The sequence below is a fragment of the Jatrophihabitans fulvus genome, assembly GCF_054781375.1.
The window spans coordinates 71,986-97,068 of record NZ_BAAGUN010000005.1 but is presented as its reverse complement, the minus strand read 5'-3'; the positions used below and the strand labels follow the sequence as shown (position 1 = coordinate 97,068).

26 protein-coding genes, 1 tRNA gene and 1 other RNA gene are annotated in these 25,083 nt (G+C 73.2%); 21 read left to right on the top strand and 7 right to left on the bottom strand.

The window, feature by feature from the left end; genetic code table 11:
• Positions 1-6: 6 nt before the first annotated feature.
• Together ACYVP9_RS16595 and ACYVP9_RS16590 are read left to right on the top strand one after the other, a co-directional pair.
• The gene (locus tag ACYVP9_RS16595) at positions 7-861 is read left to right on the top strand and encodes a Rossmann-fold NAD(P)-binding domain-containing protein (RefSeq protein WP_460606031.1); all 855 of its coding nucleotides are present in this window, start codon (positions 7-9) and stop codon (positions 859-861) included.
• 47 nt (positions 862-908) lie between these two features.
• Positions 909-1,385, top strand: coding sequence for a MaoC family dehydratase (locus ACYVP9_RS16590; RefSeq protein WP_460606030.1), 477 nt, complete (start codon positions 909-911; stop codon positions 1,383-1,385).
• On the opposite strand, the gene ACYVP9_RS16585 is transcribed toward ACYVP9_RS16590, so the two are convergent.
• Positions 1,361-2,341, bottom strand: coding sequence for an NAD(P)/FAD-dependent oxidoreductase (locus ACYVP9_RS16585; protein WP_460606029.1), 981 nt, complete (start codon positions 2,339-2,341; stop codon positions 1,361-1,363). The two genes, ACYVP9_RS16590 and ACYVP9_RS16585, sit on opposite strands and share 25 nt — an antisense overlap.
• Positions 2,342-2,406: 65 nt before the next feature.
• On the opposite strand from ACYVP9_RS16585, the gene ACYVP9_RS16580 reads away from it, so the two are divergent.
• The 3 genes from ACYVP9_RS16580 to ACYVP9_RS16570 all read left to right on the top strand — a co-directional run bounded on the left by ACYVP9_RS16580 (position 2,407) and on the right by ACYVP9_RS16570 (position 4,867).
• Positions 2,407-2,979: a helix-turn-helix domain-containing protein gene (locus tag ACYVP9_RS16580; RefSeq protein ID WP_460606028.1), complete on the top strand. Its 573-nt coding sequence runs from the start codon at positions 2,407-2,409 to the stop codon at positions 2,977-2,979.
• 93 nt (positions 2,980-3,072) lie between these two features.
• Positions 3,073-3,795, top strand: a complete 723-nt coding sequence (locus ACYVP9_RS16575) for a DUF4232 domain-containing protein (protein WP_460606027.1) — start codon at positions 3,073-3,075, stop codon at positions 3,793-3,795.
• Between the two features lie 16 nt (positions 3,796-3,811).
• Positions 3,812-4,867, top strand: a complete 1,056-nt coding sequence (locus ACYVP9_RS16570; protein ID WP_460606026.1) for a winged helix DNA-binding domain-containing protein — start codon at positions 3,812-3,814, stop codon at positions 4,865-4,867.
• Between the two features lie 129 nt (positions 4,868-4,996).
• Here ACYVP9_RS16570 and ACYVP9_RS16565 read toward each other — a convergent pair whose 3' ends face one another.
• Positions 4,997-5,683: a TetR/AcrR family transcriptional regulator gene (locus tag ACYVP9_RS16565; protein WP_460606025.1), complete on the bottom strand. Its 687-nt coding sequence runs from the start codon at positions 5,681-5,683 to the stop codon at positions 4,997-4,999.
• 80 nt (positions 5,684-5,763) lie between these two features.
• Between ACYVP9_RS16565 and ACYVP9_RS16560 the strand changes: the two genes are divergently transcribed.
• Positions 5,764-7,389: a succinate-semialdehyde dehydrogenase (NADP(+)) gene (locus tag ACYVP9_RS16560; RefSeq protein WP_460606024.1), complete on the top strand. Its 1,626-nt coding sequence runs from the start codon at positions 5,764-5,766 to the stop codon at positions 7,387-7,389.
• Positions 7,390-7,400: 11 nt separating this feature from the next.
• Positions 7,401-8,225 (top strand): SDR family oxidoreductase, encoded by an 825-nt coding sequence (locus ACYVP9_RS16555; protein WP_460606023.1) that lies wholly within the window; start codon positions 7,401-7,403, stop codon positions 8,223-8,225.
• Positions 8,226-8,244: 19 nt separating this feature from the next.
• On the opposite strand, the gene ACYVP9_RS16550 is transcribed toward ACYVP9_RS16555, so the two are convergent.
• A complete protein-coding gene (locus ACYVP9_RS16550) occupies positions 8,245-8,805 on the bottom strand; it encodes a YceI family protein (protein ID WP_460606022.1) in 561 nt (186 codons plus the stop codon).
• 90 nt (positions 8,806-8,895) lie between these two features.
• Here ACYVP9_RS16550 and ACYVP9_RS16545 point away from each other — a divergent pair, with 90 nt between their 5' ends.
• From ACYVP9_RS16545 to ACYVP9_RS16510, 8 genes are all read left to right on the top strand, one after another.
• A complete protein-coding gene (locus ACYVP9_RS16545; protein WP_460606021.1) occupies positions 8,896-9,426 on the top strand; it encodes a MarR family winged helix-turn-helix transcriptional regulator in 531 nt (176 codons plus the stop codon).
• Between the two features lie 87 nt (positions 9,427-9,513).
• Positions 9,514-10,689 (top strand): PP2C family protein-serine/threonine phosphatase, encoded by a 1,176-nt coding sequence (locus tag ACYVP9_RS16540; RefSeq protein ID WP_460606020.1) that lies wholly within the window; start codon positions 9,514-9,516, stop codon positions 10,687-10,689.
• 13 nt (positions 10,690-10,702) lie between these two features.
• Entirely contained in the window at positions 10,703-12,397 is a 1,695-nt protein-coding gene (locus tag ACYVP9_RS16535) for a sensor histidine kinase (RefSeq protein WP_460606019.1), read from the top strand.
• Positions 12,366-12,827, top strand: a complete 462-nt coding sequence (locus ACYVP9_RS16530) for a response regulator (RefSeq protein WP_460606018.1) — start codon at positions 12,366-12,368, stop codon at positions 12,825-12,827. The genes ACYVP9_RS16535 and ACYVP9_RS16530 overlap by 32 nt, the downstream gene beginning before the upstream one ends.
• A 76-nt stretch (positions 12,828-12,903) precedes the next feature.
• On the top strand, positions 12,904-13,176 hold the full coding sequence (locus ACYVP9_RS16525; protein WP_460606017.1) for a hypothetical protein: 273 nt from the start codon (positions 12,904-12,906) through the stop codon (positions 13,174-13,176).
• Positions 13,177-13,217: 41 nt separating this feature from the next.
• Positions 13,218-14,108, top strand: coding sequence for an alpha/beta fold hydrolase (locus tag ACYVP9_RS16520; RefSeq protein ID WP_460606016.1), 891 nt, complete (start codon positions 13,218-13,220; stop codon positions 14,106-14,108).
• Positions 14,109-14,135: 27 nt separating this feature from the next.
• Positions 14,136-15,341, top strand: coding sequence for an MFS transporter (locus ACYVP9_RS16515; protein WP_460606015.1), 1,206 nt, complete (start codon positions 14,136-14,138; stop codon positions 15,339-15,341).
• A gap of 31 nt (positions 15,342-15,372) precedes the next feature.
• The gene (locus ACYVP9_RS16510) at positions 15,373-16,521 is read left to right on the top strand and encodes a 2'-deoxycytidine 5'-triphosphate deaminase (protein WP_460606014.1); all 1,149 of its coding nucleotides are present in this window, start codon (positions 15,373-15,375) and stop codon (positions 16,519-16,521) included.
• Positions 16,522-16,565: 44 nt separating this feature from the next.
• Here ACYVP9_RS16510 and ACYVP9_RS16505 read toward each other — a convergent pair.
• A tRNA-Ser gene (locus ACYVP9_RS16505) sits at positions 16,566-16,650 on the bottom strand.
• 136 nt (positions 16,651-16,786) lie between these two features.
• On the opposite strand from ACYVP9_RS16505, the gene ffs reads away from it, so the two are divergent.
• An RNA gene (gene ffs / locus ACYVP9_RS16500) (signal recognition particle sRNA small type) lies at positions 16,787-16,883 on the top strand.
• 15 nt (positions 16,884-16,898) lie between these two features.
• Here the strand turns inward: ffs and ACYVP9_RS16495 are convergent.
• Entirely contained in the window at positions 16,899-17,945 is a 1,047-nt protein-coding gene (locus tag ACYVP9_RS16495; RefSeq protein WP_460606013.1) for a PAS domain-containing sensor histidine kinase, read from the bottom strand.
• 94 nt (positions 17,946-18,039) lie between these two features.
• On the opposite strand from ACYVP9_RS16495, the gene ACYVP9_RS16490 reads away from it, so the two are divergent.
• Positions 18,040-20,001, top strand: coding sequence for a DNA polymerase III subunit gamma and tau (locus tag ACYVP9_RS16490; protein ID WP_460606012.1), 1,962 nt, complete (start codon positions 18,040-18,042; stop codon positions 19,999-20,001).
• A 1-nt stretch (position 20,002) separates the two neighbouring features.
• Here the strand turns inward: ACYVP9_RS16490 and ACYVP9_RS16485 are convergent, their stop codons facing one another.
• Complete coding sequence (locus ACYVP9_RS16485; protein WP_460606011.1) at positions 20,003-20,950, bottom strand: N-acetylmuramoyl-L-alanine amidase; 948 nt, start codon at positions 20,948-20,950, stop codon at positions 20,003-20,005.
• Positions 20,951-21,150: 200 nt separating this feature from the next.
• On the opposite strand from ACYVP9_RS16485, the gene ACYVP9_RS16480 reads away from it, so the two are divergent.
• Genes ACYVP9_RS16480 through ACYVP9_RS16465 form a run of 4 tightly spaced genes read left to right on the top strand, consistent with a single transcriptional unit; the run spans position 21,151 to position 24,317 of the window.
• Positions 21,151-21,462, top strand: coding sequence for a YbaB/EbfC family nucleoid-associated protein (locus ACYVP9_RS16480; RefSeq protein ID WP_460606282.1), 312 nt, complete (start codon positions 21,151-21,153; stop codon positions 21,460-21,462).
• A 7-nt stretch (positions 21,463-21,469) separates the two neighbouring features.
• Positions 21,470-22,066 carry a recombination mediator RecR gene (gene recR / locus ACYVP9_RS16475; RefSeq protein ID WP_460606010.1) on the top strand — a complete coding sequence of 199 codons (597 nt, stop codon included), beginning with the start codon at positions 21,470-21,472 and terminating at the stop codon, positions 22,064-22,066.
• Positions 22,067-22,071: 5 nt separating this feature from the next.
• A complete protein-coding gene (locus ACYVP9_RS16470) occupies positions 22,072-23,001 on the top strand; it encodes a hypothetical protein (protein ID WP_460606009.1) in 930 nt (309 codons plus the stop codon).
• Complete coding sequence (locus tag ACYVP9_RS16465) at positions 22,998-24,317, top strand: type VII secretion-associated serine protease mycosin (protein ID WP_460606008.1); 1,320 nt, start codon at positions 22,998-23,000, stop codon at positions 24,315-24,317. The genes ACYVP9_RS16470 and ACYVP9_RS16465 overlap by 4 nt, the downstream gene beginning before the upstream one ends.
• 4 nt (positions 24,318-24,321) lie before the next feature.
• Here the strand turns inward: ACYVP9_RS16465 and ACYVP9_RS16460 are convergent, their stop codons facing one another.
• A complete protein-coding gene (locus tag ACYVP9_RS16460) occupies positions 24,322-25,008 on the bottom strand; it encodes an AIM24 family protein (protein WP_460606007.1) in 687 nt (228 codons plus the stop codon).
• Between the last annotated feature and the right edge of the window lie 75 nt (positions 25,009-25,083).

Below are 25,083 nucleotides of genomic sequence, written 5' to 3'. Positions count from 1 at the left end.
ACCGTCATGACGTTCGCCATCACCGGCGCCTCGGGCAATCTGGGCCGCCTCGCCGCCGAGAAGCTGCTCGAGCGCGTCCCCGCCGACCAGGTCGTGCTCATCAGCCGCACCAGCGACAAGCTCGCCGACCTCGCCGCGCGCGGCGCCGAGACGCGCGAGGGCGACTTCACCCGCCCCGAGACGCTGCCGGCCGCCTTCGCCGGCGTCGACCGGCTCCTGATCATCTCCACGGACGCCGTCGGCTCCCGGCTCGAGCCGCAGATCGCCGCCGTGAAGGCCGCCGCCGCGGCCGGCGTGCAGCACATCCTCTACACCTCGATCGTCCGGCCGGAGGCGGACAACCCGGCCGCGGTCGTGCCGGACCACGTCGGTACCGAGCAGGCGCTGCGCGACAGCGGCGTGAGCTGGACGATGCTGCGCAACAACATCTACTCCGACTACCAGCTCGGCACGCTGCAGCAGGCCGCCGAGAGCGGGCAGCTCGTCACCAACGCCGGCGAGGGCCGGGTCGGCTACGTCACCCGCGACGACTGCGCGGCCGTCGCCGCCGCCGTGCTCGCGGGCGACAGCACGGAGAACGAGGTCCTCGACGTGACCGGCCCGGACGCCGTGTCGTCCGCCGACCTCGCTGCGCTGGCCGGGCGGCTCGGCGACCGCGAGGTGACCGTCCTGCCCGTCGACGACGCCGCCTACGCGCAGGGCCTCGTCGAGCACGCCGGCCTGCCCGAGCCCGTCGCGCAGCTGCTGACCAGCTTCGGGACGTCCGCCCGGCTCGGTTACGGCGACGTCGTGACCGATGTGGTCGAGCGGTTCACCGGCCGTCCGGCGACGACGCTCGCGCAGCTCGCGGGCGTCCGCTGAGGGGACGGTACGTTCAGGGCAACGGTGGCGTGAGAGAGGTTGGCCTGATGGCGGACAAGATGGTGATGGGCTCGATCGAGGACATCGAGTCGCAGCTCGGCGTCGAGGTCGGTCCCACCGACTGGATCACGATCGAGCAGGACCGCATCGACCGCTTCGCCGAGGCCACCGGCGACCACCAGTGGATCCACGTCGACGCCGAACGGGCCAAGGACGGCCCGTTCGGCAGGACGATCGCGCACGGCTTCCTCACGCTGTCGCTGCTGCCGTTCTTCCTCGCGCAACTGCGCGAGACGGCCAACCTGCGCATGGGCGTGAACTACGGCCTGAACAAGGTGCGCTTCCCGGCTCCGGTGCCCGTCGGCAGCCGGCTGCGTGGACGCTCGACCATCACCGAGGTCAACCGCCTCGGTGACGACGCCGTGCAGTTCACGACCACGGCCGTCCTCGACATCGAGGGCAGCGAGAAGCCGGCGGTCGTCGCCGAGTTCGTGGTGCGCTACTTCTTCGAGCCCACGAGCTGACGCGCGGCGCGCAGCCGCGCGACCGCGGCGCGCGCGTCCTCGGCGACGAGATCGCCGTTGACCGCAGCCCCCGCCATCACGCCCTGCGCGGTGGCGGCCGGCACGGTCGCCATCGGCTCGCGCACGTTGCCCGCGACCCAGACCCCGGGTACCGCGGTGGCGCCCGTCGGGTCGCACGCGTACGCGGGCGGCACAGGACTGCCGGGTTCGGGCTCGGTGAGGACGAGTCCCAGGTCGTCGAGCACCGCGCTGTGAGCCCTCGCCGCCGGCGCGACCACCAATGCCTGCCGCGTCACCCGGCGCCCGTCGGCCAGCCGGACGGCACTCAGTGCGTCACCGTCGGTCTCGATCGCCGCCACGACACCGGGTTCGACCCGCACCCCGAGCGCCTCCAACTGCTCGGCGTCCTCCGGCGCGATCGCGCGACCGTGCGCGAAGACGACGACGTCGTCGCTGAGCTGGCGGAACAGCAGGGTCTGGTGCATCGTGGCCGCGCTCGTCGCCAGCACGCCGATCGCCTGGTCGCGCACCTCCCAGCCGTGGCAGTAGGGGCAGTGCAGGACGTCGCGTCCCCATCGCTCGCGCAGCCCGGGGACGTCCGGAAGCCCGTCGACCACTCCGGACGCCACCACGAGCCGTCTCGCGCTCGCCGTGCCGCCGTCGGCCAGGCGCACCTCGAAGCCGTACGCCACCCGCCGGGCGCCGACGGCCTCGCCGGCGCGCACCGTGCCGCCGTAGCGGCGCACCTCGTCGTGCGCCGTCGCGACTAGCTCGCCCGGCGCGATGCCGTCGCGTCCCAGCAGGTTGTGCACCCCAGGGGACGACGCGTTGCGCGGCCGTCCGCCGTCGATCACGACCACCGACCGGCGCGACCTCGCCAGCGCTGTCGCCGCCGCACTGCCGGCGGCCCCGCCGCCGACCACCACCACGTCCACGTCCACATCTGTCGTCGTCATGGGACGACCATGCGACACCGGCATGCATACTTGCACGTGTTCTTGCAGATCTGCACGATGGGTCCATGACGAGATCGACCGAGGACGTGCTGGCCGGGGTAGGCGACCGGCTGCGCACCCTGCGCCGCGACCGCCAGGTCACGCTCGCCGCGCTCGCCGAGGCCACCGGCATCACCGCCAGCACGCTGTCGCGACTCGAGACCGGACGGCTGCGCCCCACCCTCGAACAGCTGCTCCCCCTCGCCCGCGCCCACGGCGTGGCGCTCGACGAACTCGTCGACGCGCCGCCGACCGGTGACCCGCGCGTCGTGCTCAAGCCGCTGCGGCGGCACGGCCGGGTGTACATCCCGCTGACACGGCGGGCGGGAGGCATCCAGGCCTACAAGGTGATCATGCCGCCCACGCCGCCGTCGTCCCGGCGGCCCCGATTGCAGACGCACGACGGATACGAGTGGCTCTACGTCATGGACGGGCGGGTCCGGCTGCTGCTCGGCGAGCGCGACCTCGAGATGGGTCCGGGTGAGGCGGCCGAGTTCGACACCCGCACCCCGCACTGGATCGGTGCGGTGGGTGATCGTCCGGCCGAGACACTGAGCCTCTTCGGCGTCGAGGGACAGCGGGCGCACGTCACCACCTGAGACGGCGGGAAGGGTCACCGCCGCCGCTGCAACGCGACGGCGGCCCGCGCTGTCCTCCTCCCGAGGAAGATCCACTCGAGGAGGCACCGAACCATGACACGCATTCGCTCCGCTGCCGTCACGCTCTCCGGACTCGCGCTCGTGACCGTCCTGGCCGCGGGGTGTTCGAGCTCGGGGTCGGGCTCGCCCGCTGCGTCACCGGCGACGGGCGCCGGGTCCGCGACGGGCGCCGGGTCCACGGCGGGCGCCGGGTCCGCCACGGGCAGCCCGATCCGGGCGTCGAGCACGTCCGCGCAACCGACCACGACCGTCACGCGGAGCGTCGGCACCAGCCGTCCCGCCTCGCTCGTCGGGCCGTGCCTCGAGTCGCAGCTGCGGGCGAGCATCGACCCCCGACACATCCCCGGCAACGGCACCGCCGGTCCGGATGGCCGCGCCCGTCACGCCGTGCTCGTCGACTTCCGCAACATCTCCTCGCGCACCTGCACGCTCTACGGCTACCCGGGCGCCGCGATCGAGACCGCCGCGAACCAGCAGGTGCAGCAGGCGACCCGCACACCCAGCGGCTCGCTCGGCGGCACCGGACGGCTGCAGACCGTGTCGCTGCGCCCGGGCGCCTACGCCGCCGCTTTCCTCGAGGGCCACGACACCCGCGAACGCGGCGCCGCGCAGGCCGGCTGCGACGCGCCCGAGTACCCGCGCATCCTGGTCACGCCGCCGAACACGGACACGCCGGTGCCGTTCTCGACGGGCTGGCCGGTCTGCTACTCGTTCGAGGTGCACCCGGTGCGGGCGCTCACGACCCCGCCGCAGTAGGCCCTACGGTCGGGACGTGCGGCTGACGACGAGGACGCTCAACCGGACGCTGTGGGTGCGGCAGCGGCTCGTCGCCGGGTCACGTCCCGAGCCGGGCGACGCGATCGAGACGGTCCACCACCTGATCGGGCTGCAGGCGCAGGAGTCGCTCGCGCCCTACCTCGCCCTCGCCGCCCGCCTACCCGGTTTCGACCCCGCGGTGTTCTCGCAGGCACTCGGCGCACGCGAGGTCGTGCGCGTCCTCTCGATGCGCGGCACCGTCCACGCGCTGACGCCCGAGGACGCGCTGGCGCTGCGACCGTGGACGCAGCCGATGCTCGACCGGGTGTCGGCGGGCAACCAGCTCAGCCGCCCGGCGCGGGACGTGCCGTCGGACGCCCTGGTCGCGGCCGCGTCGGTGGCCCTGGCGGACGGCCCGTTGCCCGTCGCCGAAATGGGCGCCCGGCTGGCATCGCGCTGGCCGGACGTTCCCGAGGCGGCGCTGCGCAATGCCGCGCGCGAGCGCGTGCCCATGGTGCAGGTGCCGCCGCGTGGGCAGTGGCGCCGCAGCGGTGGCGTGGTCTACGAGCTGCTCACCACGTGGCTCGGCGAACCGTTGCGCGAGGCCGACGTGTACGAGCTCGTCAGGCGGTATCTGCGCGCCTACGGCCCGGCGACGGCGGCCGACATGACCGCGTGGTCGGGGGTCACCCGGCTCGGCCCGGTGTTCGCCGCGCTGCGCGGCGACCTCGTCATCCACGAGGACGAGAAGGGCCGCACGCTGTTCGACGTCGCGGACGGTGTGATCGCCGACCCGGACCTCGACCTGCCACCCCTGCTGCTCGGCAACTACGACAACCTCTGGCTCTCGCACGCCGACCGCTCGCGGATCGCGACCGACGAGAACCGCCGCGCCTGGATGGGCCCGAACGGCGGCGTCGGCGCCGGGGTGTTCGTCGACGGAATGCTCGAGGGCTGGTGGAACGGCGACGCCGACGGCATCACCGTCCGGCCGTGCCGCGAGTTCACCCGCCGCGAGCGCAGCGCCCTCGACGACGAGATTGCGCGCGTCCGCGCATTTCTCGCCTCCTGACCTGTCTTCCCCTCCCGTCGCCGTCCCCCAGGGTGCGTCTTCTACGGCGATTTGGTTGATCAACAGACCTCTTGATCAACCAAATCGCCGTAGAAGACGGTTCCGGGGAGGGGGTCGGACGAGAGGGTGTCAGAAGCCGAGGAGCTCGGGTTCGGCGAGTGCGAGCGCGAGGTCGTCGGACGTGCCGAGCAGGGCGACGGCGACGCGGGCCATCGTCCGCCGTGCCCACGCGACGGTCGTCGGATCGCCCGGGGCGGCCATCGCCACCCGGAACCCGACGTACTCGAACGTGTTGAGCAGCACGTCCATGTCCTCGTCGGCGGGCGCCGGACGCCCGAGCGACTCGAAGCGGACGGCCAACCGGGAACGCAGCATGTCGAGCGTGCGTTCGCGGTGGGCCGACACCGGCGAGGTCGGGTCGTGCAGTTCGGCGAACAGCGGACGCAACGCCGGGCCGTGGTTCTGCGCCCAGGCGAGGTAGGCGTCGATGCCGGCGACGACCATCTGCACCTCGTCGGCCGCCGCGTCGAGGGCGGCCTGCAGCCCGTCGACCAGCGCGACGTCGGACGCGTCGAGGATCGTCTGCAGCACCTCTTCGGCGTTGCCGAAGTAGCGGTAGAACGTCGGACGGGCGATGCCGGCGCGCTCGATGATCAGCGCGACGCTGAGCCCGTGCGAGCCGTGGTCGGCGAACACGGCGGTGGTCGCCTCGACGATGCGTGCCCGGGCGGCCTCGGCGTCGGCCGCCGACTGCGGCGGCCGGCCCCGGCGGCGCACACCGGACGTGACCTCCGGCGCCTTGACTTCCTGTGACACGGGTTTAGGCTAACAGCACTGTTCAGTGAACAACAGCGTTCATCGAAATGACGCGCCGCCGTCGAGGGAGGACCCTCACCATGTCCGTCAGTGCCGCCGCCCCCGGAGCCCCGTCCGCCGCTCCGCAGCCGCGCCCGAGCCGTGGCGGGACACCGCGCATCGGGGCCGCACTCGACCCCGCCCGTGTCGCGCTGCTCGTCTCGCGGGCGACCGCGGGCGGCGCCGATCCGGTCCTCACGCGGGCACCGGCCACGGGCGCCGTCGTGGCCGAACTGCCGCAGTCCGACGTCGGCGACGTCGAGACGGCCTTCGCCCGGGCGCGTGCCGCGCAGCGCGAGTGGGCGGCCCGTCCGGTCGCCCAGCGCGCGAGGATCGTGGGCCGGCTGCACGACCTCGTGCTCGCCCGGCAGGCGGAGATCCTCGACATCCTGCAGACCGAGACGGGCAAGGCGCGCTCGCACGCGTTCGAAGAGGTCGCGGACGTCGCGATCAACGCCCGGTACTACGCGCGCACCGCCGCCGGGCACCTGGCGTCCCACCGCCGCGGCGGCGTGCTGCCGGTGCTCACCACCGCCCGCGAGATCCGCCGACCCAAGGGCGTCGTCGTCGTCATCTCGCCGTGGAACTACCCGCTCGCATTGTCGGTCAGCGACGCGTTGCCCGCGTTCCTCGCCGGCAACGCCGTCGTGGCGCGCCCCGACAACCAGACGGCGCTCACCACCCTGTGGGCGCACGAGCTGGCCGAGGAGGCGGGCCTGCCGCGCGATCTGTGGCAGGTCGTGCTCGGTCGCGGCCGCGACCTCGGCGCACCGCTGATCGAGCGGGCCGACTTCGTCGACTACACCGGCTCCACCGCGACCGGCCGGGACATCGCCGCGCAGAGCGCCGCCCGCCTCATCGGCTGCTCGCTCGAACTCGGCGGCAAGAACCCGATGCTCGTGCTCGCCGACGCCGACGTGGCCAAGGCCGCCGACGGCGCCGTCCGCGCGTGCTTCTCGTCCGCCGGTCAGTTGTGCGAGTCGATGGAGCGCATCTACGTGCACGCCGACGTGCACGACCGCTTCGTCGAGGAGTTCGTCGCCCGGGTCGAGCGCATGCGCCTCGGGGCCGACCTCGCGTACGACTCCGACATGGGCTCGCTCACGTTCGAGCGGCAGCTCGCGACCGTGACCGAGCACATCGCCGACGCCGTCGCGAAGGGTGCGACCGTGCTGACCGGTGGGCACCACCGCCCCGACCTGGGCCCGCTGTTCTTCGAACCCACCGTGCTCACCGGCGTCACGCCGGAGATGACGGTGCACTCGGAGGAGACGTTCGGCCCGGTCGTCTCGATCTACCGCGTGGCCGACGACGACGAGGCGGTCGCGCGGGCGAACGACACCCGCTACGGCTTGAACGCCAGCATCTGGTCGCGCAACGCGCGCCGGGCGGCGGCGCTCGCCGAGCGCGTGAACGCCGGTGCGGTGAACGTCAACGAGGGCTACGCCGCGGCGTGGGCGAGCGTGCAGGCGCCGTCCGGGGGCCTGGGGGACTCTGGACTCGGGCGCCGCCACGGCGCCGAGGGAATCCTGAAGTACACCGACACGCAGACCGTCGCGGTGCAGCGCGTGCTTCCGATCGCACCCCTGCCGGGTATGTCGGACGCCGTGTGGGCGAAGACCATGACCGGCGCGCTGTGGGCGTTCCGCCGGCTCCACATCAAGTAGAGGGGTTCCCGATGAAGTCAGTGGCAGGCACGACCGTTCTCATCACCGGTGCCGCGCAGGGTCTCGGCAAGCTGTTCGCGCAGCGCGCCGTCGCCGAACGAGCCGCGCACGTCGTGCTGTGGGACGTCAACGAGAGCACGCTCAAGCAGACGGTCGCCGAGCTCGAGGCCGAGGGCGGCACGGTGCACAGCCACGTCGTCGACGTCAGCGACCCGGCCCGCATCCAGGACGCCGCCCGCGCCGTGCGCGACGAGGTCGGCGATGTGCACGTCCTCGTCAACAACGCGGGCATCGTCCGCGGCAACGGTTACTTCTGGGAGAACGACGTCCGCGACGTCGAAGCGACCATGAAGATCAACTCGCTGGCGCCGATGTACATCGCGCGCGAGTTCCTGCCCGGCATGATCGCGTCGGGGCGGGAGTGCCGCGTAGTCAACATCGCCTCGTCCGCCGGCCTGACCGCCGTGCCGCGCCTCGCGGTCTACTGCGGTTCCAAGTGGGCGGCCACCGGGTGGTCCGACTCGGTGCGCCTCGAACTGGAGAAGGCCGGGCACAAGCACGTCCGCGTGACGACCGTGTGCCCGACCTACATCAACACCGGCATGTTCGACGGCGCCAAGGGAATCCTCTTCACCCCGATGCTCGAGGCCGAGGACGTCGTGGCCGACACGTGGAAGGAGATGCTGCGGGGCGGCCCGCAGCTGATCCTGCCCTGGACCTCGCGCCTGTCGAAGGCCGTCACCGGGGTGCTGCCCGTGTGGGCCCGCGACCAGTGGCTCTCGCGCACCGGCGTCTACGACTCCATGGCCAAGTTCACCGGGCACGGGACGAAGTAGACGCCGCTGCGCAGCGCCGTCAGGCCGTCTTGATGGCCGAGACCTCGAGCTCCAGGGTGATCTTGTCGCTGACCAGCACGCCGCCGGTCTCGAGCGCGGCGTTGAAGCTCACGCCGTAGTCGCTGCGGACGATCTCGGTCGCACCCTCGAAACCGATGCGCTGGTTGCCGAACGGGTCGGTGGCCGAGCCGGTGAACTCGAGCGGGAAGGTGACCGACTTCGTCGTGCCCTTGATCGTCAGGTCGCCGGTGACGCGGAAGTCGGCACCGCCGACGTGCTCGATGCCGGTCGAGACGAACGTGAGCGTCGGGAAGTTCTCGGCGTCCAGGAAGTCGTTGGTGCGCAGGTGGCCGTCGCGCTGCTCGTTGCGGGTGTCGATGCTCGCGACCCGGGCGGTGATCGACACGGACGAGGCCGTCGGGTTCTCGCCGTCGATGACGGCGGTGCCCTCGAAGTCGTTGAACGAACCGCGGACCTTGGTGACCATCGCGTGGCGCGCGACGAAGCCGAGGCGGCTGTGCTGGGCGTCGACGGCGTAGGTGCCGGTCAGAGTGCGGAAGTCGGTGGCGGTGGCGGTCATGGTGTCTCCTCGAACGCGTTGGTTGATCCGTCAACCAGACGGTAGGCCGAGAAAGTTGATGTGTCAACAACGTGCCGTAGGATGGTGTCCGTGACCACGCCCGCCGACTCCCCGGGGACCGATGCCGATGCCGGCGTCCGGTGGCTCGACGCGCGTCAGCAGCACGCGTGGCGGGCGTTCATCGGCATGCAGACCCGGCTGACCGCACACCTGGCCCGTGACCTGGTCGAGCGCGCCGGCATGTCGAACGCCGACTTCCTCGTGCTCGTCCGGCTCAGTGAGCACCCGGACGGGCGGATGCGCGCCGTCGAACTGGCGCGCGAGCTCGAATGGGAGAAGAGCCGGCTGTCGCACCAGCTCACCCGCATGCAGCAGCGCGGCCTCGTCGAGCGCCGTTCGTGCGACGAGGACCGCCGCGGGGCGTGGATCGCGATCACCGCCGCCGGGCGATCCGCCATCGAGGCGGCCGCTCCGAAGCACGTCGAGACCGTCCGCCGCGTCGTGATCGACGCGCTCAGCGAGCAGCAGCTCGAGCAGCTCGGCGAGATCTCGGCCGCGATCCTCGACCGGCTCGACACGGAGTGTGCCGGTATGGGCGACTGCTGCGACGAATCGCCCTGATCCCCGGCAGGGCAGGGGCGCGATTCCGCGCTACGGTCCAGGTGGCCCGACACCGGACCGGGGGGACCGATCCGAGGAAGCAGCCACGTGTCCATCGATGTGACCAGCGAGCGACCGGGGACTCCCGCGATCCTGCTCGTCGAGGACGACCACGGTGACGCCGTGCTCGTCCAGGCCGCGCTGTCCGAAGGCGGTTTCCCCGACGACGCGGTGACCTGGCGGCGGACGTTCGCCGACGCCCTCGACGTGATCGAGACGGCGCGCCCCGACTGCGTGCTGCTCGACCTCGGCCTGCCGGACGCCGACGGCTTCGCCGCCGTCCGCAAGATGGTCGAGGCCGCGCCGCAGGTGGCGGTGGTCGTGCTCACCGGCCGGGACGAGCAGTACGGCGTCGAGGCACTGGCGGCGGGCGCGCAGGACTACCTGAACAAGGACACCCTCCTGGGCGGGGAACTGCTGCGGCGCTCGGTGCGCTACGCGGTCGAACGCAAGCGCGCGCAGCTCGCGCAGCAGCAACTGCGCGACCTGCAGCTCGGCGCCGAGGAACGTGCCCGCCTCGAACGCGGCCTGCTGCCCTCGCCGCGCCTGCACACCGGCGCGGTCGAGTGCGCCACGTACTACCGGCCCGGCAACGACGACGCGGTGCTCGGCGGCGACTTCTTCGACGTCGTCGAGGTGCGGCCCGGCGTGGTGCGCGCGGTCATCGGCGACGTCATGGGCCACGGCGCGGACGAGGCCGCGCTCGGTGTGAACCTGCGCGTCGCGTGGCGATCGCTCGTGCTCGCCGGCATCTCGGACACCGACGTGCTGCCACTGATGGCGGCGCTGCTGGGCACCGAGGACGGGTGGTACGCGCGGTTCGCCACCGTCTGCGACATCACCCTCGACGGCGAGACCATGACCATGCGCGTCGCCGGCCATCCGCCGCCCATCCTCGTCGGGCCGACGGGCGCGTCCTATCTCGACGTCGTCCCCGGGGTGCCGCTCGGCGTGACCGCGGCCAACTTCGTGCCGAGCTGGCCCGAGACCTCCGCGGTGGTGCCCGCCGGGTCGTCGATCGTGCTCTACACCGACGGCCTGCTCGACGCGTTCACCGGCGACGTCCGCGGGGGCAGTATCGGCGTCGACGAGCTCATCCACGCGGTGCGCACCGGCGCCGCCGGCCCGGCCCGTCCGCACAACGACTGGATCTCCGCGCTCGTGCACGGCGCGCTGCGCGCTCCGGTCGACGACACCGCCGCCGTCGTGCTGCGGCGCGGATGAGCGGACGCCGACCGTGACCACCGCCCCGCCCCGCACCCCGGTCACCGGCCGCGCCGCCGCACCCGCGGTGACTGCCACCCCGGCAGGACCTGACGACGCCGGATCCGCACCGTCCGCGCCGGCGGCCTCTCCTGCGCCGGCGACCATGACGTTGCGCCGCCGGATGAGCCGCGGCTCGATCGTGCTGGCGGTCGTCGTCGCGCTCCTGCTCGGCACCGTGGGCGTGGTCGGCGGCATCTTCGCCGCCGCGGGCAACAAGGTCGCCTACCAGTGGCAGCCCGCGCTGTCGTGGGCCCGGCGCGTGCTCAGCGACGTGCAGGACCAGGAGACCGGCCTGCGGGGGTACGCGCTCACGTCCAACCCGCGCTACCTGCGCCCGTACACCGACGGGGTTGCGGCCGAGAAGTCCGACGGCGAAACGCTGCGACAGCGTCTCGGCGACGACCCCACCACCGAGCGCATGTACGAGCGCATGATCGAGGCGGCCGACGACTGGCGCTCGCAGATCGCGGAACCGGCCATCGCGCTCATCCGTCGCGGCGATCCGGCCGGTGCGCAGCTCGTCGCCAGCAATCAGGCACTCGACGAGTTCGACGTCATCCGCACCCGCTTCGGCACCCTGAGCGCCGAACTGATCGAGCGCGTGCAGGACGTGCGCGCGCAGCGTGCCGTCTACGGCGTCGTCTTCGCGATCACCGGCGGCCTGCTGGTGATCGTGCTCGCCGGCAGCGGCGCGCTGATCTGGCGCGGCCTGCGCCGTTCGGTGCTCGAACCCGTCGAGGCGCTGTCGGCGCAGACCCGGGCCGTCGCCGAGGGTGACGTGCACCGCGGCATCACCGCGGTCGGACCGGGAGAGATCTCCGCGTTGTCCGAGGACGTCGAGAGCATGCGGCGCCGCATCGCGACCGAACTCGCGCGGGCCGAGTCCATTTCGGCGGAGCTGCGCGAAAGGGGCGAGGAGCTGGCCCGCAGCAACGAGGACCTGCAGCAGTTCGCCTACGTCGCCTCGCACGACCTGTCCGAACCGCTGCGCAAGGTCGCCAACTTCTGTCAGCTGCTCGAGCGCCAGTACTCCGAGCAGCTCGACGATCGCGCCCGCCAGTACATCTTCTTCGCCGTCGACGGCGCGAAGCGCATGCAGGCGCTCATCACCGACCTGCTCGCGCTATCGCGCGTCGGCCGCACGACCGAACCGTTCGAGCGCCTCGACCTCGACGCCAAGCTCGACGTCGCGCTGGGCAACCTGGGCGACCGGCTCGAGGCCGCCGGCGCCACGGTCGAGCGCGAGACCCCGCTGCCGTCGCTGTGGGGCGACCGGGCGCTCATCGTCTCGCTGTTCGAGAACCTGATCGGCAACGCGGTGAAGTACCGGCGCGACGACGTCGCGCCCGTCGTCCGCGTCCGCGCCGACCACGATGCCGCGGCCCGGTCGTGGACCTTCACCGTGAGCGACAACGGCATCGGCATCGACCCGCAGTACGCCGAGCGGATCTTCGTCGTCTTCCAGCGCCTGCACCTGCGCGACCAGTACGGCGGCACCGGCATCGGCCTGTCGTTGTGCCGCCGCATCGTCGAGTTCCACGGCGGTGCGATCTGGCTCGACAGCGGCGACGGTGCCGTACAGTCCGAGACCACCGGCGCGACGTTCCGGTTCACCCTCCCGGAAGGTGGCGGCGATGCCGAACCACGTGACCGACCCACCCCGTAGGTCCCTCGGCGTCCTGCTCGTCGAGGACGACCCGGGTGACGTCATGATCGCGCAGGAGGCCCTCAAGGCCAGCCGCGTGACCTCGCGGTTGACGGTCGTGTCCGACGGCGTCGAGGCGCTGCAGTACCTGCGCCGCGAGAACGGGTACGCGCAGGCCGAGCGTCCGGACCTGATCCTGCTCGACCTGAACCTGCCGCGGAAGAGCGGCCACGAGGTGCTGGCCGAGGTCAAGCAGGACCCGTCACTGCGACAGATCCCGATCGTCGTCCTCACGACGTCCGGGGCGACCGAGGACGTCGAGCGCAGCTACGACCAGCACGCCAACGTGTTCGTCACCAAGCCGGTCGACTTCGACCACTTCAGCGAGGTCGTCAAGCAGATCGACGACTTCTTCCTGACCGTCGCGCAGCTGCCGCCCGCGCACGACTGATCCCCGCTTCCTGGGCCCGTCGCAAGAGATCGTCGCGGCGGGTTAGAAGCGCGGATGGCGGGGGAAGGGTGCTGCCATGACCGCGCGCATCGGAACCATGTCCGTCGACGGAACCCCTATCTCGCAGGCCGACATGGCCCGCATCGAGGCCGAAGAGGCGCTGCACGCCCAGCAGCGTCGTGCGGCCGTGAAGGTGATCGCGGCGTCGGCGACCGACGCCGACGACTGCCGCATGCTCCTGTCCATCCTCGGTCTCGACGACGCGACCGCCCGCGCGGCCCGCGCCGAGATGGCCCCCGCTCCGGCCACGCCGACGCCCAAGCGCACGCGCAAGACCCGCGCCGCCTAGGACCCGTCCGGAGCGTCCCGCTCCCTCGGTAGATTCTCGGCGTGTCCGGCGCCGACGTCTCCGTGTCCGTGCCCGTCCGCCTGGTGCGCGCAGGTCACCACCGCATCGCCTTCACCGACCACGGGCCCCGCAACGGGCCCGTGGTCGTTCTGTTGCACGGGCTCGCCTCCGACCGCGGCACCTGGGACCGGGCCACCGGTCCGCTCGCCGCGCGCGGGCTGCGGGTGCTGGCCGTCGACCTGATCGGCCACGGCGACTCGGACAAGCCGCGGTTGCGCTACCTGCTCGACGACTTCGCCGACTCGCTGCGCGACTTCCTCGACGCGGTGGACGTCGAGCAGGCCGTCCTCGTCGGCCACTCCCTCGGCGGGGCCATCTCCGTCCACTTCGCCGCCCGGTACCCGGGCCGGGTGTCCCGGCTCGTGCTCGTGTCCGCCGGAGGCCTCGGCCGCGAGGTGCACCCGGTGCTGCGCGCGTGCGCGCTGCCCATCGCGCCGGCCGTCCTCTGGTTGATCACACGGCGCCCGCTGCGGCGGGTCTATCGCCACCCGCGGGTGCACCGCTGGCTGCGACTGGCGCCCGAGCGGGTCGAGAACCTGCGCCGGTTCGGACGGGCGCTGGGCACCGCGGCCGGGCAGGCCGCCTTCTTCGCCTCGCTGCGCGGCGTCATCGAGCCCGGCGGGCAACGCGGCAACTTCCTCGAGATGGGCACCCTCGAGCTCGCGCCGGTGCCGACCCTGCTGGTGTGGAACCGGGGCGACCCGATCATCCCGCTCGCCCACGCGCGGGCGGCGCACGAGCACCTGCCCGACAGCGAGCTCGTGGTCTTCCCCCACACCACGCACGACCCCCACCGCGGGTCACCGCAGGAGTTCGCGGACGCCGTCGCCGCCTTCATCGCGCGTCCCACGATGCGGGATCACAATCCCTGATCGTGGGATGCGGCGTAGGGTTCGGCCATGGCCTCCGGACGCCGCTGGGCGATCCTCGCCGCCGGCACCCTCGCGCAGGCGGCCACCTGCTCGTTCGTCTACGGCATGCCGATGCTCGTGCCGGCCCTGCGCGGCAGCGGCATCAGCCTGGTGGGCTCCGGCGTGCTCATCTCGGCGCCCATCGCCGGGCTGCTGCTGACGCTGATCCTCTGGGGCGCCGCGGCCGACCGCTACGGCGAGCGCGTCGTGATCGCGACCGGTGTCGGGGCCTCGGCCGTGCTGCTCGCGCTCGCGTCCGTCGTCGGCGACCGCCTCGGCGCGGTCGGCGGCGGGCTGGTGCTCGCGCTCGCGGGCGCCGCGGGTGCGTCGGTGAACGCCGCCAGCGGACGCATGGTGATGGGCTGGTTCCCGGTGACCGAGCGCGGGCTGGCGATGGGCATCCGGCAGACCGCGCAGCCGCTCGGTGTCGCGCTCGCGGCGCTGACCCTGCCGCCGCTGGCCCAGCAGCACGGGCCGTGGCTCGCCCTGCTGCTGCCGGCGCTCGCGTGCGCTCTCACGGCCACGGCGGTCGTGCTCGTCGTGAGCGACCCGCCGCGTCCCGTCCGGGCCCACGGCGAACCGCCACCGGGGTCGCCGTACCGCGGGGCACCGGACCTCGTCCGGGTGCACGTGTCGAGCGCGCTGCTCGTCGTGCCGCAGTTCGCCGTCGCCGGATTCACGCTCGTCTACCTCGTGGGCGAGCGCGGCTGGGACCCGTCCGCCGCCGGCCGGCTGGTCTTCCTGTTCCAGGTCGCCGGGGCGGCGGGACGCATCCTGTCGGGCGTGTGGTCCGACCGGGTGCGCAGCCGGTTGCGCCCGATGCGGCAGCTGGCGGTCACGAGCGCGGCGCTCATGGGGGTGATCGCGCTCGGCGCGGCGACCGGGCAGTGGTTCGTGCTCGCCGGCTTCGGCCTCGGCGCGCTGGTGACGGTTGCGGACAACGGCCTGGCGTACACGTCCGTCGCCGAGCTGGCCGGACACGACTGGGCCGGACGGGCGCTGGGCGTGCAGAACACCGTCCAGAACGTGGCCGCGGTGATCACCCCGCCGGCCCTGGCCGCGGTCATCGGCGACACCCGCTACGCCCTCGGCTTCGCGCTGGTGGCGGCATTCCCGCTGCTGGCGATACCGATGACGCCGGTGCGCGCGGAGCGCCGCCGCGCGGAGCGCGAGCTCGCGCAGGTCGGCCCGTAGACTCCCGCCAGACCGCGATCAGGGGGTAGCCGTGCTCGATCTCCCGGACGGCGCCTCGGGCGTCCTGCCGAACCAGTACCTGGACGCGGCGATCCGCGAGGGCGTCGTGCACGCCGGCGGGTTCACCATCCCGCGCGAGAACGTGCAGCCCGCCAGCCTGGACCTGCGCCTGGGCGAGGTCGCCTACCGCATCCGCTGCAGCTTCCTTCCCGGACGGCACGCGGTCGAGCAGCGCATCAAGGACTACGTGATCGACGAGCTCGACCTGCGCCGCGAGGGCGCCGTGCTCGAGACCAACCTGCCGTACCTGATCCCGCTCAAGGAGCAGCTCGAGCTGCCCCCGGGCATGCGCGCGAAGGCCAACCCGAAGAGCTCGACCGGACGGGCGGACGTCTTCACCCGCGTGATCACCGACGAGGGCTCGCGCTTCGACGAGGTCGCACCCGGGTACCGCGGCCGGCTCTACCTCGAGGTGGTGCCGCTGTCGTTCCCGGTGCGGGTGCGCGAGGACCTCGCGCTCAACCAGCTGCGGCTGTCGGTCGGGCACGCCGACCTCACCGACGACGACATCCGCGCCGCGCACCTCGTCGACCCGATGCTGTTCGAGGACGGCGCGCCCGTGCCCGCCGAGCGGCTCTCGCTGGCCCAGGGGCTGTTCCTCAGCCTCAACCTGCGCGGCGAGGACACCGGCGGACGGGTCGGCTACCGCTCCCGCGGCAGCGCCCCGCTGCTCGACCTGCGCAAGGTCGGTGCCACCGACCCGGACGCGTTCTGGGAGGCCGTCCGCCGCGAGGACGGCGACCGCGTCGTGCTCGATCCGAAGAGCTTCTACCTGCTGATGTCGCGAGAGGCGGTGAGCATCCCGCCCGGTCTCGCCGCCGAGATGACCGCCTACGACCCGACCAGCGGCGAACTGCGCACGCACTACGCAGGCTTCTTCGACCCCGGTTTCGGCTACGACCCCGACAGCGGGTTCCGCGGCTCGACCGCGGCGCTCGAGGTCCGGGCGCACGACGTGCCGTTCATGATCGAGGACGGCCAGAACGTCTGCAAACTGACCTTCGAGCGGATGCTCGAGGCGCCCACGCAGCTCTACGGGCAGGGCATCGGGTCGAACTACCAGCGTCAGACCGACACGCTCGGCAAGCACTTCCGCCGCGCGGTGCCGCCGACGGGCTGAGACCAGTTCGCCCCGGCCGTCCGAGGACGACCGGGGCGACACCGCGGAGGATATGGGATTTGAACCCATGAGGGGTTTCCCCCAACCCGCGTTCCAGGCGAGCGCCATAGGCCACTAGGCGAATCCTCCGTCGAACAGGATACGGAAGCGGCCAACAGGTCGACCACATGGACCCCTTGGCCCCATCCCGGCGTCGTCAGTCGATCTCCACCGCGACGCGCGTATGGGGCCGAGCAGCGTTCGGTCCGGCTGCGTAGACTCGGACGCCGACCCCCCGCGTGGCGCTCACCCTGCGAACCTCCCCAGGGCCGGAAGGCAGCAAGGATAAGCAGGCTCTGGCGGGTGCGCGGGGGGTCCTCGTACGCCGCCTACGCCGCCTACGCCGCCGGCGCCGACTCCAGGACCACGGTGACGGTGGTGCCCTCGCCGACGCGGCTGCTCATCGTCACCCGTCCGCCCTGCAGCTCGACGAGCTTGCGCACGCTGCTGAGCCCCAGGCCCGTCCCGCCGTCGTCGGTGGCCAACCGGCCGCGGACGAACTCGGTGAAGATGACGGGGACGTCCTCGGGCGCGATGCCGCGGCCCTCGTCGCTGACGCTCAGCTCGACCCAGCTGCCCATGTCGCGGGTGACGAAGTGGATGGGCGAGCCGTCGGGGGAGTACTTGACCGCGTTCGAGACCAGGTTGCTGAGCACCCGCCGCAGCGCCACCCGGTCGGCGGACGCCACCGCGGTGTCGACCTCGATGCTGACGTCCCGCCCGGACAGCAGCGGCTCGTGGGTGCGGACGAACTCGCGGATCGCCTCGCCGAGCGACAGCGGCTCGAGCGAGATCGGCACGGCCCCTGCCCGCAGCTTCGCGTAGTCGAACATCGTCGTGATGAGCGCCTCGAGCTGCTCGGCCTCCTGGAGGATGCGTTCGGCGTACTCGGCGCGGTCGTGCTCGTCCGCCCTCGGCAGCAGCGACGCGTACGCACCGATGCTGGTGAGCGGATGCCGGATGTCGTGCGACAGCGCCGCGAACAGCGAGGCCTGCAGCTGCTCCAGCCGGTGCTGGTCGGTGCGGTCGCGGGTCACCTTCGCGTACCCGGTCAGGGCCCCGCTGTCGTCGTGCAACGCGGTGATGACGACGTCGCCCCAGAACAGGGTGCCGTCCTGGCGCACGCGCCAGCCGGTCTGTTCGACGCGGCCGTGGGCACGGGCCCGGGCGAGCAGCTGCTCCGGCAGGCCGTCGCGCCGGTCGTCGTCGGTGTGGAACATCGAGAAGTGGCGTCCGACGGCCTCGTCGGCGCGGTAGCCCTTGAGCAGTTCGGCGCCGGCGTTCCAGGTGACGACGACGCCGTCCGGGTCGAGCCTGATGATCGAGAAGTCGACCAGCTGCGAAACGAGCGCGAGCGCGAGGGTGGCGTCGTCGTCCACGGTCACGGAATCGAGCGTAGGGCCGTCGGTGACCGCTGTCTCGCGGCCGAGCCGTGCCCGCGCGTGGCCGGGTGTCGGCGCCGCTGGTTAGCCTCGTCGGGTGACCGCAGCCGGGGGCCCGACGAACGGGACGAACACCGCACCGCGCACCCTTGCGCTGTACCGGAAGTACCGATCGTCCACGTTCGCCGAGGTGATCGGGCAGGAACACGTCACCGAGCCGCTGCGTGCGGCGCTGGCCGCGAAACGCATCAACCACGCCTACCTGTTCAGCGGCCCGCGCGGCTGCGGCAAGACCTCGAGCGCGCGCATCCTCGCCCGCAGCCTGAACTGCGCCCAGGGCCCGACGCCCGATCCGTGCGGCGTGTGCGACTCGTGCCGCGAGCTCGCCCCCAACGGTCCCGGCTCCATCGACGTCATCGAGATCGACGCCGCGAGCCACAACGGCGTCGACGACGCCCGCGAACTGCGCGAGCGCGCGTTCTTCGCGCCGGTGCGCGACCGCTACAAGGTCTACATCATCGACGAGGCGCACATGGTGACCACGGCGGCGTTCAACGCGCTGCTGAAGCTGGTCGAGGAGCCGCCCGACTTCCTGGTGTTCGTGTTCGCGACGACCGAACCCGACAAGGTGCTCACGACCATCCGGTCGCGCACCCACCACTACCCCTTCCGGCTCATCCCGCCGGCGGCGCTGCGCGCGCACCTGCAGCACATCGTCGAGCTCGAGGGCATCGCGGTCGAGCCGACGGTGCTGCCGCTCGTCGTGCGCGCCGGCGGCGGTTCGGCGCGTGACTCGCTGTCGATCCTCGACCAGCTGCTCGCCGGTGCCGGCGACGAGGGCGTCACCTACGCGCGGGCCGTCGCGCTGCTCGGTGTCACCGACGGTGCGCTGCTCGACGACATGGTCGACGCCCTCGCGGCCGAGGACGCCGCCGGCGTGTACGAGACCGTCGACCGGGTCGCCGAGGCCGGGCACGACCCCCGCCGCTTCTCGCTCGACCTGCTCGACCGGTTCCGCGACCTGATCCTGCTCGACGCCGTGCCCGACGCCGGCGACCGCGGCCTGGTCGACGTGCCCCAGGACCAGCTCCAGCACATGTCCGACCAGGCGGTGCGGCTCGGCGCCGCGGCGCTCACCCGGTTCGCCGAGATCGTCCACACCGCGCTGATCGAGATGCGCGGCACGACCTCGCCGCGACTCGTGCTCGAACTGCTCTGCGCCCGCATGCTGCTGCCCGACGCCGCCGACGACTCGGCCGCACTGCTGCAGCGGCTCGAGGCGCTCGAGCGGCGGATGACGCTCGGGGGCGCGGCCCCAGCTGCTGCCCCAGCGGCCGCGTCGGCTCCCGCGGTGACCGCCGCGCCGCCGCTCTCGGCGCAGCAGCGTCCGGTGGCGAAGGACCGTCCGGTGCAGCCCGCCGCCACGCCCGCCGCCACGCCCGCCGCCACGCCCGCCGCCACACCGGCCGACACGCCCGCCCGGCGCGCGCACGAGCAGCAGCCGACGTCCGCGGTGCGGCCCGAGGGCGAGGCACGGCCGGCGGCGACCGTCCCGACCGAGGCGGCCGACGAGCCTGCGGCCGCCGAGGCGCGGCCGAGCGCCTCCGGGGGGCTCGACTCGAACGCGTTGCGGCGGTTGTGGCCCGACGTGCTCGAACTGGTCAAGCAGGCGAGCCGCCGCACCCGCGCGCTGCTCGACAACGCGCAGATTACCGACGTCGACGGGCAGACGCTGCACCTGTCGGCGCCGACCGCGCTCGCGAAGATGATCGGCGAGGACAGCAACACCAACGTCCTGAAGACGGCGCTGACCAAGACCGTCGGCGGGGAGTGGAAGGTCGTGGTCGGGGCCGGCGCCGCGGCTGCGCCCGCCGCCACGACGTCCGCGTCGTCCGGCCCGGCCCGATCGTCCGCCCCGCCGCCGCCCGAACCCGACCCGCGCGACGACGAACCCGACGAGCGCGACCTCGGCCCGGGCCGCCCGGCGCCGCCCGACCCCGAGGCCGAGGCGCTCAAGCTGCTGACCAGCGAGCTGGGGGCGCGTCCGCTCGACGGGTGAGTCAGCGGGCGCGCAGGTAGGCGAGAATTCCCGCCGCCACGGCGCTCGCGATGCGGGCCCGGCCCGGGGCGGACGACAGGAGCGCCGCGTCGCCGGCGTTGCGCATGTTGCCCAGCTCGAGGAAGGTCGTCGGCCGCCGCGCCAGGTTCAGCCCGGCCAGGTCGTCGCGGAAGTAGTAACCGTCCGTGCCGATGTAGGTCGAGGGCGTGAGCCCGGACGAATCCGTCAGGGTGCGGTGGATCGCACGGCCCAGCTGCACCGACTGCTGCGTGGCCTCGGCGCTCGCGCCGTCGGGACGGCGGGAGTCCTGATTCACGTGGAACCCGTGCCCTGACGCGTCCGCGCCGTCGGCGTGGATCGACACGCACGCGTCGACGCCCGCCCGGTTGCCGACCGCCGCGCGCTCGTCGACGCAGGGTCCGGTGCCGACGTCGTTCGGACGGGTGAGCACCACCCGCACGCCGCGGGACTCGAGGATGCGGCGCACCCGCAGCGAGACGTCCCAGGTGAACGCGTGCTCGGGGTAGCCGGCGTTCGTGTTGGTGCCCGTGGTGTCGCAGGCCTTGTACTGCCCGTAGCCGGCCGGCACCTGGCGGTTGATGTACGCCTGGTTCGAGGCGTTGCCGCCGTTGTGGCCCGGGTTGAGCACGACCGTCGCGCCGCGGACGCTGCCGGCCGGGTCCGGGGGTGCGGGCGCGGGTGGACGGGACGTGGTCACCGTCCGGGTCGGCGTCGCACGGGCACTCGTGCTGCGTGGCCGGCTCGTCGACGACGTGGCCGCGCTGGTCGTGTCGGGGGCGGACGAGGACGGGGCCGCCGTGCTCACCGGCGCGCTCGTGCGTGCGCTCGTCGCCGGGCTCGCGCTGCCGCTGGGCGCCGGGTCGCCGGGGTCGCTGCTGCACCCGGCGAGCAGCACCGTCGCCGTGAAGCCCGCGACGGCGGCGCGCACGCGAGGACCGGGACGCATCGGTCCAGACTCGCACGCCGACGCGCCCCGCCGTCCGACCCGCCGCCACGGCGCGGCGTCGGCCCCGGCGGATACCCTGGCCCGGCAGAGTTCGACCCGACGGGCGAGACCCGACGAGCAAGGGTGTGGATGCGATCGTGGCCCAACGTGGCGGCGGCTTCCCCGGTGGCGGGCAGCCCAACATGCAGCAGCTGATGAAGCAGGCTCAGAAGATGCAGGAGCAGATGCAGGCCGCGCAGGCCGAGCTCGCTGCCGCATCGGTCACCGGCACCGCCGGCGGCGGCCTCGTCACCGCGACGCTCACCGGCTCCGGCGAGCTGACCGCCCTGACGATCGACTCCAAGGCCGTCGACCCCGACGACGTCGAGACCCTGCAGGACCTCGTCGTCGCCGCCGTCCGCGACGCCAACCGCGCGGCGAGCGAGCTCGCGGCCGAGAAGATGGGTCCGGTCGCCGGCGGTCTCGGCGGCGGTCTCGGCATCCCCGGGCTCTAGTCCGCCCGTGTACGAGGGCGCCGTCCAGGACCTCATCGACGAGCTCGGCCGGTTGCCGGGAGTGGGGCCCAAGAGCGCCCAGCGCATCGCGTTCCACCTGCTGGCCACCGAACCCGCCGACGTCGAACGCCTCGCGGGCGTGCTGTTGCGGGTCAAGAACGAGGTCAAGTTCTGCACCGTGTGCGGCAACGTGTCGCAGGCGGACGTGTGCCGCATCTGCAGCGACCCGCGCCGCGACACCACGGTCATCTGCGTCGTCGAGGAGCCCAAGGACGTCGTCGCGATCGAGCGCACCCGCGAGTTCCGCGGCCGCTACCACGTGCTGGGCGGCGCGATCAGCCCGATCGACGGGGTGGGCCCCGACGACCTGCGCATCCGCGAGCTGCTGGCCCGGCTGCGCGACGGCGTCGTCACCGAGCTGATCCTCGCCACCGACCCGAACCTCGAGGGCGAGGCCACGGCCACCTATCTCGGGCGCCTGCTCGGACCGATGGGTCTGGTCGTCAGCCGCCTGGCGAGCGGGCTGCCCGTGGGCGGTGACCTGGAGTACGCCGACGAGGTGACGCTCGGCCGGGCCTTCGCCGGGCGCCGCCGGATGGAGTAGCGCCGGTGCGCCGCGCGCTCTACTGGACGGCGCTCGTGCTCGCGCTCGCCCTGGCCGTCGGCGGCGGGTTCGTCGCGGTGCGGGAGTGGGTCGACGGCGACGGCCCCGACGGCGCCGTCCGCGGGTACTTCCAGGCCCTGGCGGACGGTGACGCACCGACCGCGCTCGCCTACGGCACGATCCCCGACGGGCCGCGGGCGCTGCTCACCTCGTCGGTGCTGCAGGTGCAGCAACGGCTCGCGCCGATCGACGACGTCTCGGTGCGCACCACCCTGCAGACCGGTGACCGCGCGCGCGTCGAGGTGTCGTACTCGCTCGGGTTCGCCGACGGGGCGCAGCGACAGCAGGCGGTCGTCCCCGTGCACCGCACCGCCGACGGGTGGCGGCTGAACTCGGTCGCCGTGGCCACGCAGGTGCAGTTGCTCACCGCGCAGCAGCGGGCGACGCTCGCCGGCCGCGCGATCCCCGAGGGGACGACGCTGCTGTTCCCCGGCGCCGTGCCCGTCGTCTTCGACACCCCGTACCTGCGCACCACCGGCGGCGAGGACGCCGTGTCGGCGTCGTCCGACCCGACGACCCAGGTCGGGGTGACGGTCTCCGCGGCAGGACGCCGGGCCGCGCTCGCCGCGGTGCGGACGGCCCTCGGCCGCTGCCTGCGGCCCGGCGCGCCGCTCACCTGCCCGCTGCCCGAGGGTCGTTACGTGCCGGGCAGCCTGCGCGGCAGCGTGACCGACGACGACGGCCTCACCGTGTCGGTGTCGTCGAGCCGGGTGGGGAAGCTGCGGGTGAAGGGCGACGTCGGCGTGCGCGGCAGCTACCGGCGCCTCGAGTTCGACAACACCGTCACGTCGCGCGACGGCACGACGTTTCGGCTGCCCGTCGTCGCGCGCACCTACGCCACCGCGCCCCTGCGCGTCACCTGGGACGAGTCGTGACCCGGCGACTGCTCGCGGTGCTGGTCGCGGTGACGCTCGGGGTCGTGATCGCGCCCCCTGCCGCCGCAGCACTCCCGATTGCCGCTGCCGCAGCACTCCCGATTGCCGCTGCCGCAGCGCCCGGACCGGGCAGCGCGCCGCAGTACTGGTTCGACGACTGGGGCGTGTACGACCTCTGGAACGCCGGCGCGCGCGGCCAGGGCGTCACCGTCGCCACGATCGACACCGGCGTCAACGCCGCCCTGCCCGAACTGTCCGGACGGGTCCTGCCCGGCACCGACCTGGGCCTGGGCGGCAACGGGCAGACCGACCGTGACCGCAGCCGCTTCGGGCACGGCACCGCGATGGCGTCGATCATCGTGGCCCGTCCGGGACTGCTCGACATCACCGGCGTCGCGCCGGACGCACGGGTGCTGCCCGTGGCGGTGCCGCTGAACGGCACCACCGACGCCCAGCGCCCAGACCGGCTGCCGGAGGCCATCCGCTACAGCGCCGACCGCGGCGCGAAGATCATCAGCATGTCGCTCGGCGGCAAGCGCGACGCCGACGAGGACCAGGAGTCGTGCCCGGCGGACGAGCAGGCCGCCGTCTTCTACGCCATGCGCAAGGGCGCCGTCGTCCTCGCGTCGGTGGGCAACACCGGTCCCCGGCGCAACGTGATCGAGGAACCGGGCGTCTGCCTGGGCGTGGTGTCCGTCGGCGCGGTCGACGCCGCGGGCCGCGTGGCGAGCTTCTCGACGCGGCAGCCCTACCTGACGATGGTCGCCCCCGGCGTCGAGGTCGCCTCGCTCGGACGGGTGGCCGGCAGCGCGTTCTCCGGCGACGGCACCAGCCAGGCGACCGCGCTCGCGTCGGGCGTGGCGGCAATGGTGTGGTCGCGCTACCCGACGCTGACCCCCCGGCAACTGGTGGCGCGGTTGCTCGCGACGCTCGACCGTCCGCGCGGCAGCCGCAGCGCCTACGGCCTCGGCGAGCTGAACGCCGCCCGCGCCGTCACCGACCGCGTCCCCGCGACCGCTCCGAACCCGGTCTACGACGCGGCGGCGCCGTTCCTGCGGCGCTCGGCGGCGCTCGGCCGTCCGGCCGCGGCGGGGGCTGCGGCACCGCGCCCCGCCCGTGCCACCGCCGCGCCCGACCCCGCCACCGTGGGGTCGGTGCCGCGCGTCTCTTCGACGCTCGTGCTGTCCGCCGCCGCCGGGCTGCTCGGCCTCGCCGCCGCGATCGCCCTCGTCGTGGTCGGGCTGCGCCGACGGCGTCGCCGTTCGCTCTACGGGTGGTCGATGGACGCGTTCGACGAGGCCCGTCCGCCGGGCTGACGGGTCAGGAGCGCTTCAGACCGCGTGAGGCGAGCCAGCCCACGAGCTGCTTCGGGTTGCGGGTCTGGGTCCAGACCCGTCCCGGGCCGGTCACGTCGAACACGAGCGACTCACCGGACTTGAGCGACTGCACGAGCCCGGCGCTCACGTCGCGCATCTCGTAGCGGACGCCGGCGTCGAAGGCGACCAGATGACCGGTGTCGACCACGACGCGCTCGCCGTCCGCCAGGTCGAGGACGTCCAACGCGCCGAAGCACGACACCAGTACCAGACCGGGGGAACTGCCCTCGTTCGTGACACGGGTGAGGAACCCGCCCTCGCCGCCGGCGAGGTTCTTGAACCCGGCCCACCTCGTGTCGAGACGCAGTGCGTCGGAGGACGCGACCCAGCAGCCGCGGGTGAGCTCGACGCTGCGCCGGACCTCGATGACGGTGACGTCGCCCGGCAGGCGGGGCGCGAGGTCGATCCACCCCGCGCCGTCCTCGGCGGCGAACCGGCTGACGAACAGCGATTCGCCGCCGAGCAGGCTGCGCTTCACGCCCTTGACCAGCCCGCCGTCCGCGGACGCGGTCACGGTGATGCCCGGTGACATCGCCATCATCGCGCCCGACTCGGCCCGTACCGCCTCGCCCGCGTCCAGCGCGACGCGGGCGACGGCGAAGGACGGCGCGTGACGGATGTCGATCTTCATGACGGCGACGCTAGGCGCCGCCGGAGCGCCTCGGCATCCGCCGCAGGGCTACGGCCGGGTCGACTTTCGTCGGAC

What these genes read in the sequence shown, in the direction of transcription:
- ACYVP9_RS16595 (WP_460606031.1), top strand. Translation starts at nt 7, where the DNA reads ATGACGTTCGCCATCACCGGCGCCTCGGGCAATCTGGGCCGCCTCGCC.
- ACYVP9_RS16590 (WP_460606030.1), top strand. Translation starts at nt 909, where the DNA reads ATGGCGGACAAGATGGTGATGGGCTCGATCGAGGACATCGAGTCGCAG.
- ACYVP9_RS16585 (WP_460606029.1), bottom strand. Translation starts at nt 2,341, where the DNA reads ATGACGACGACAGATGTGGACGTGGACGTGGTGGTGGTCGGCGGCGGG.
- ACYVP9_RS16580 (WP_460606028.1), top strand. Translation starts at nt 2,407, where the DNA reads ATGACGAGATCGACCGAGGACGTGCTGGCCGGGGTAGGCGACCGGCTG.
- ACYVP9_RS16575 (WP_460606027.1), top strand. Translation starts at nt 3,073, where the DNA reads ATGACACGCATTCGCTCCGCTGCCGTCACGCTCTCCGGACTCGCGCTC.
- ACYVP9_RS16560 (WP_460606024.1), top strand. Translation starts at nt 5,764, where the DNA reads ATGTCCGTCAGTGCCGCCGCCCCCGGAGCCCCGTCCGCCGCTCCGCAG.
- ACYVP9_RS16555 (WP_460606023.1), top strand. Translation starts at nt 7,401, where the DNA reads ATGAAGTCAGTGGCAGGCACGACCGTTCTCATCACCGGTGCCGCGCAG.
- ACYVP9_RS16550 (WP_460606022.1), bottom strand. Translation starts at nt 8,805, where the DNA reads ATGACCGCCACCGCCACCGACTTCCGCACTCTGACCGGCACCTACGCC.
- ACYVP9_RS16530 (WP_460606018.1), top strand. Translation starts at nt 12,366, where the DNA reads ATGCCGAACCACGTGACCGACCCACCCCGTAGGTCCCTCGGCGTCCTG.
- ACYVP9_RS16525 (WP_460606017.1), top strand. Translation starts at nt 12,904, where the DNA reads ATGACCGCGCGCATCGGAACCATGTCCGTCGACGGAACCCCTATCTCG.
- ACYVP9_RS16515 (WP_460606015.1), top strand. Translation starts at nt 14,136, where the DNA reads ATGGCCTCCGGACGCCGCTGGGCGATCCTCGCCGCCGGCACCCTCGCG.
- ACYVP9_RS16480 (WP_460606282.1), top strand. Translation starts at nt 21,151, where the DNA reads ATGCAGCAGCTGATGAAGCAGGCTCAGAAGATGCAGGAGCAGATGCAG.
- ACYVP9_RS16460 (WP_460606007.1), bottom strand. Translation starts at nt 25,008, where the DNA reads ATGAAGATCGACATCCGTCACGCGCCGTCCTTCGCCGTCGCCCGCGTC.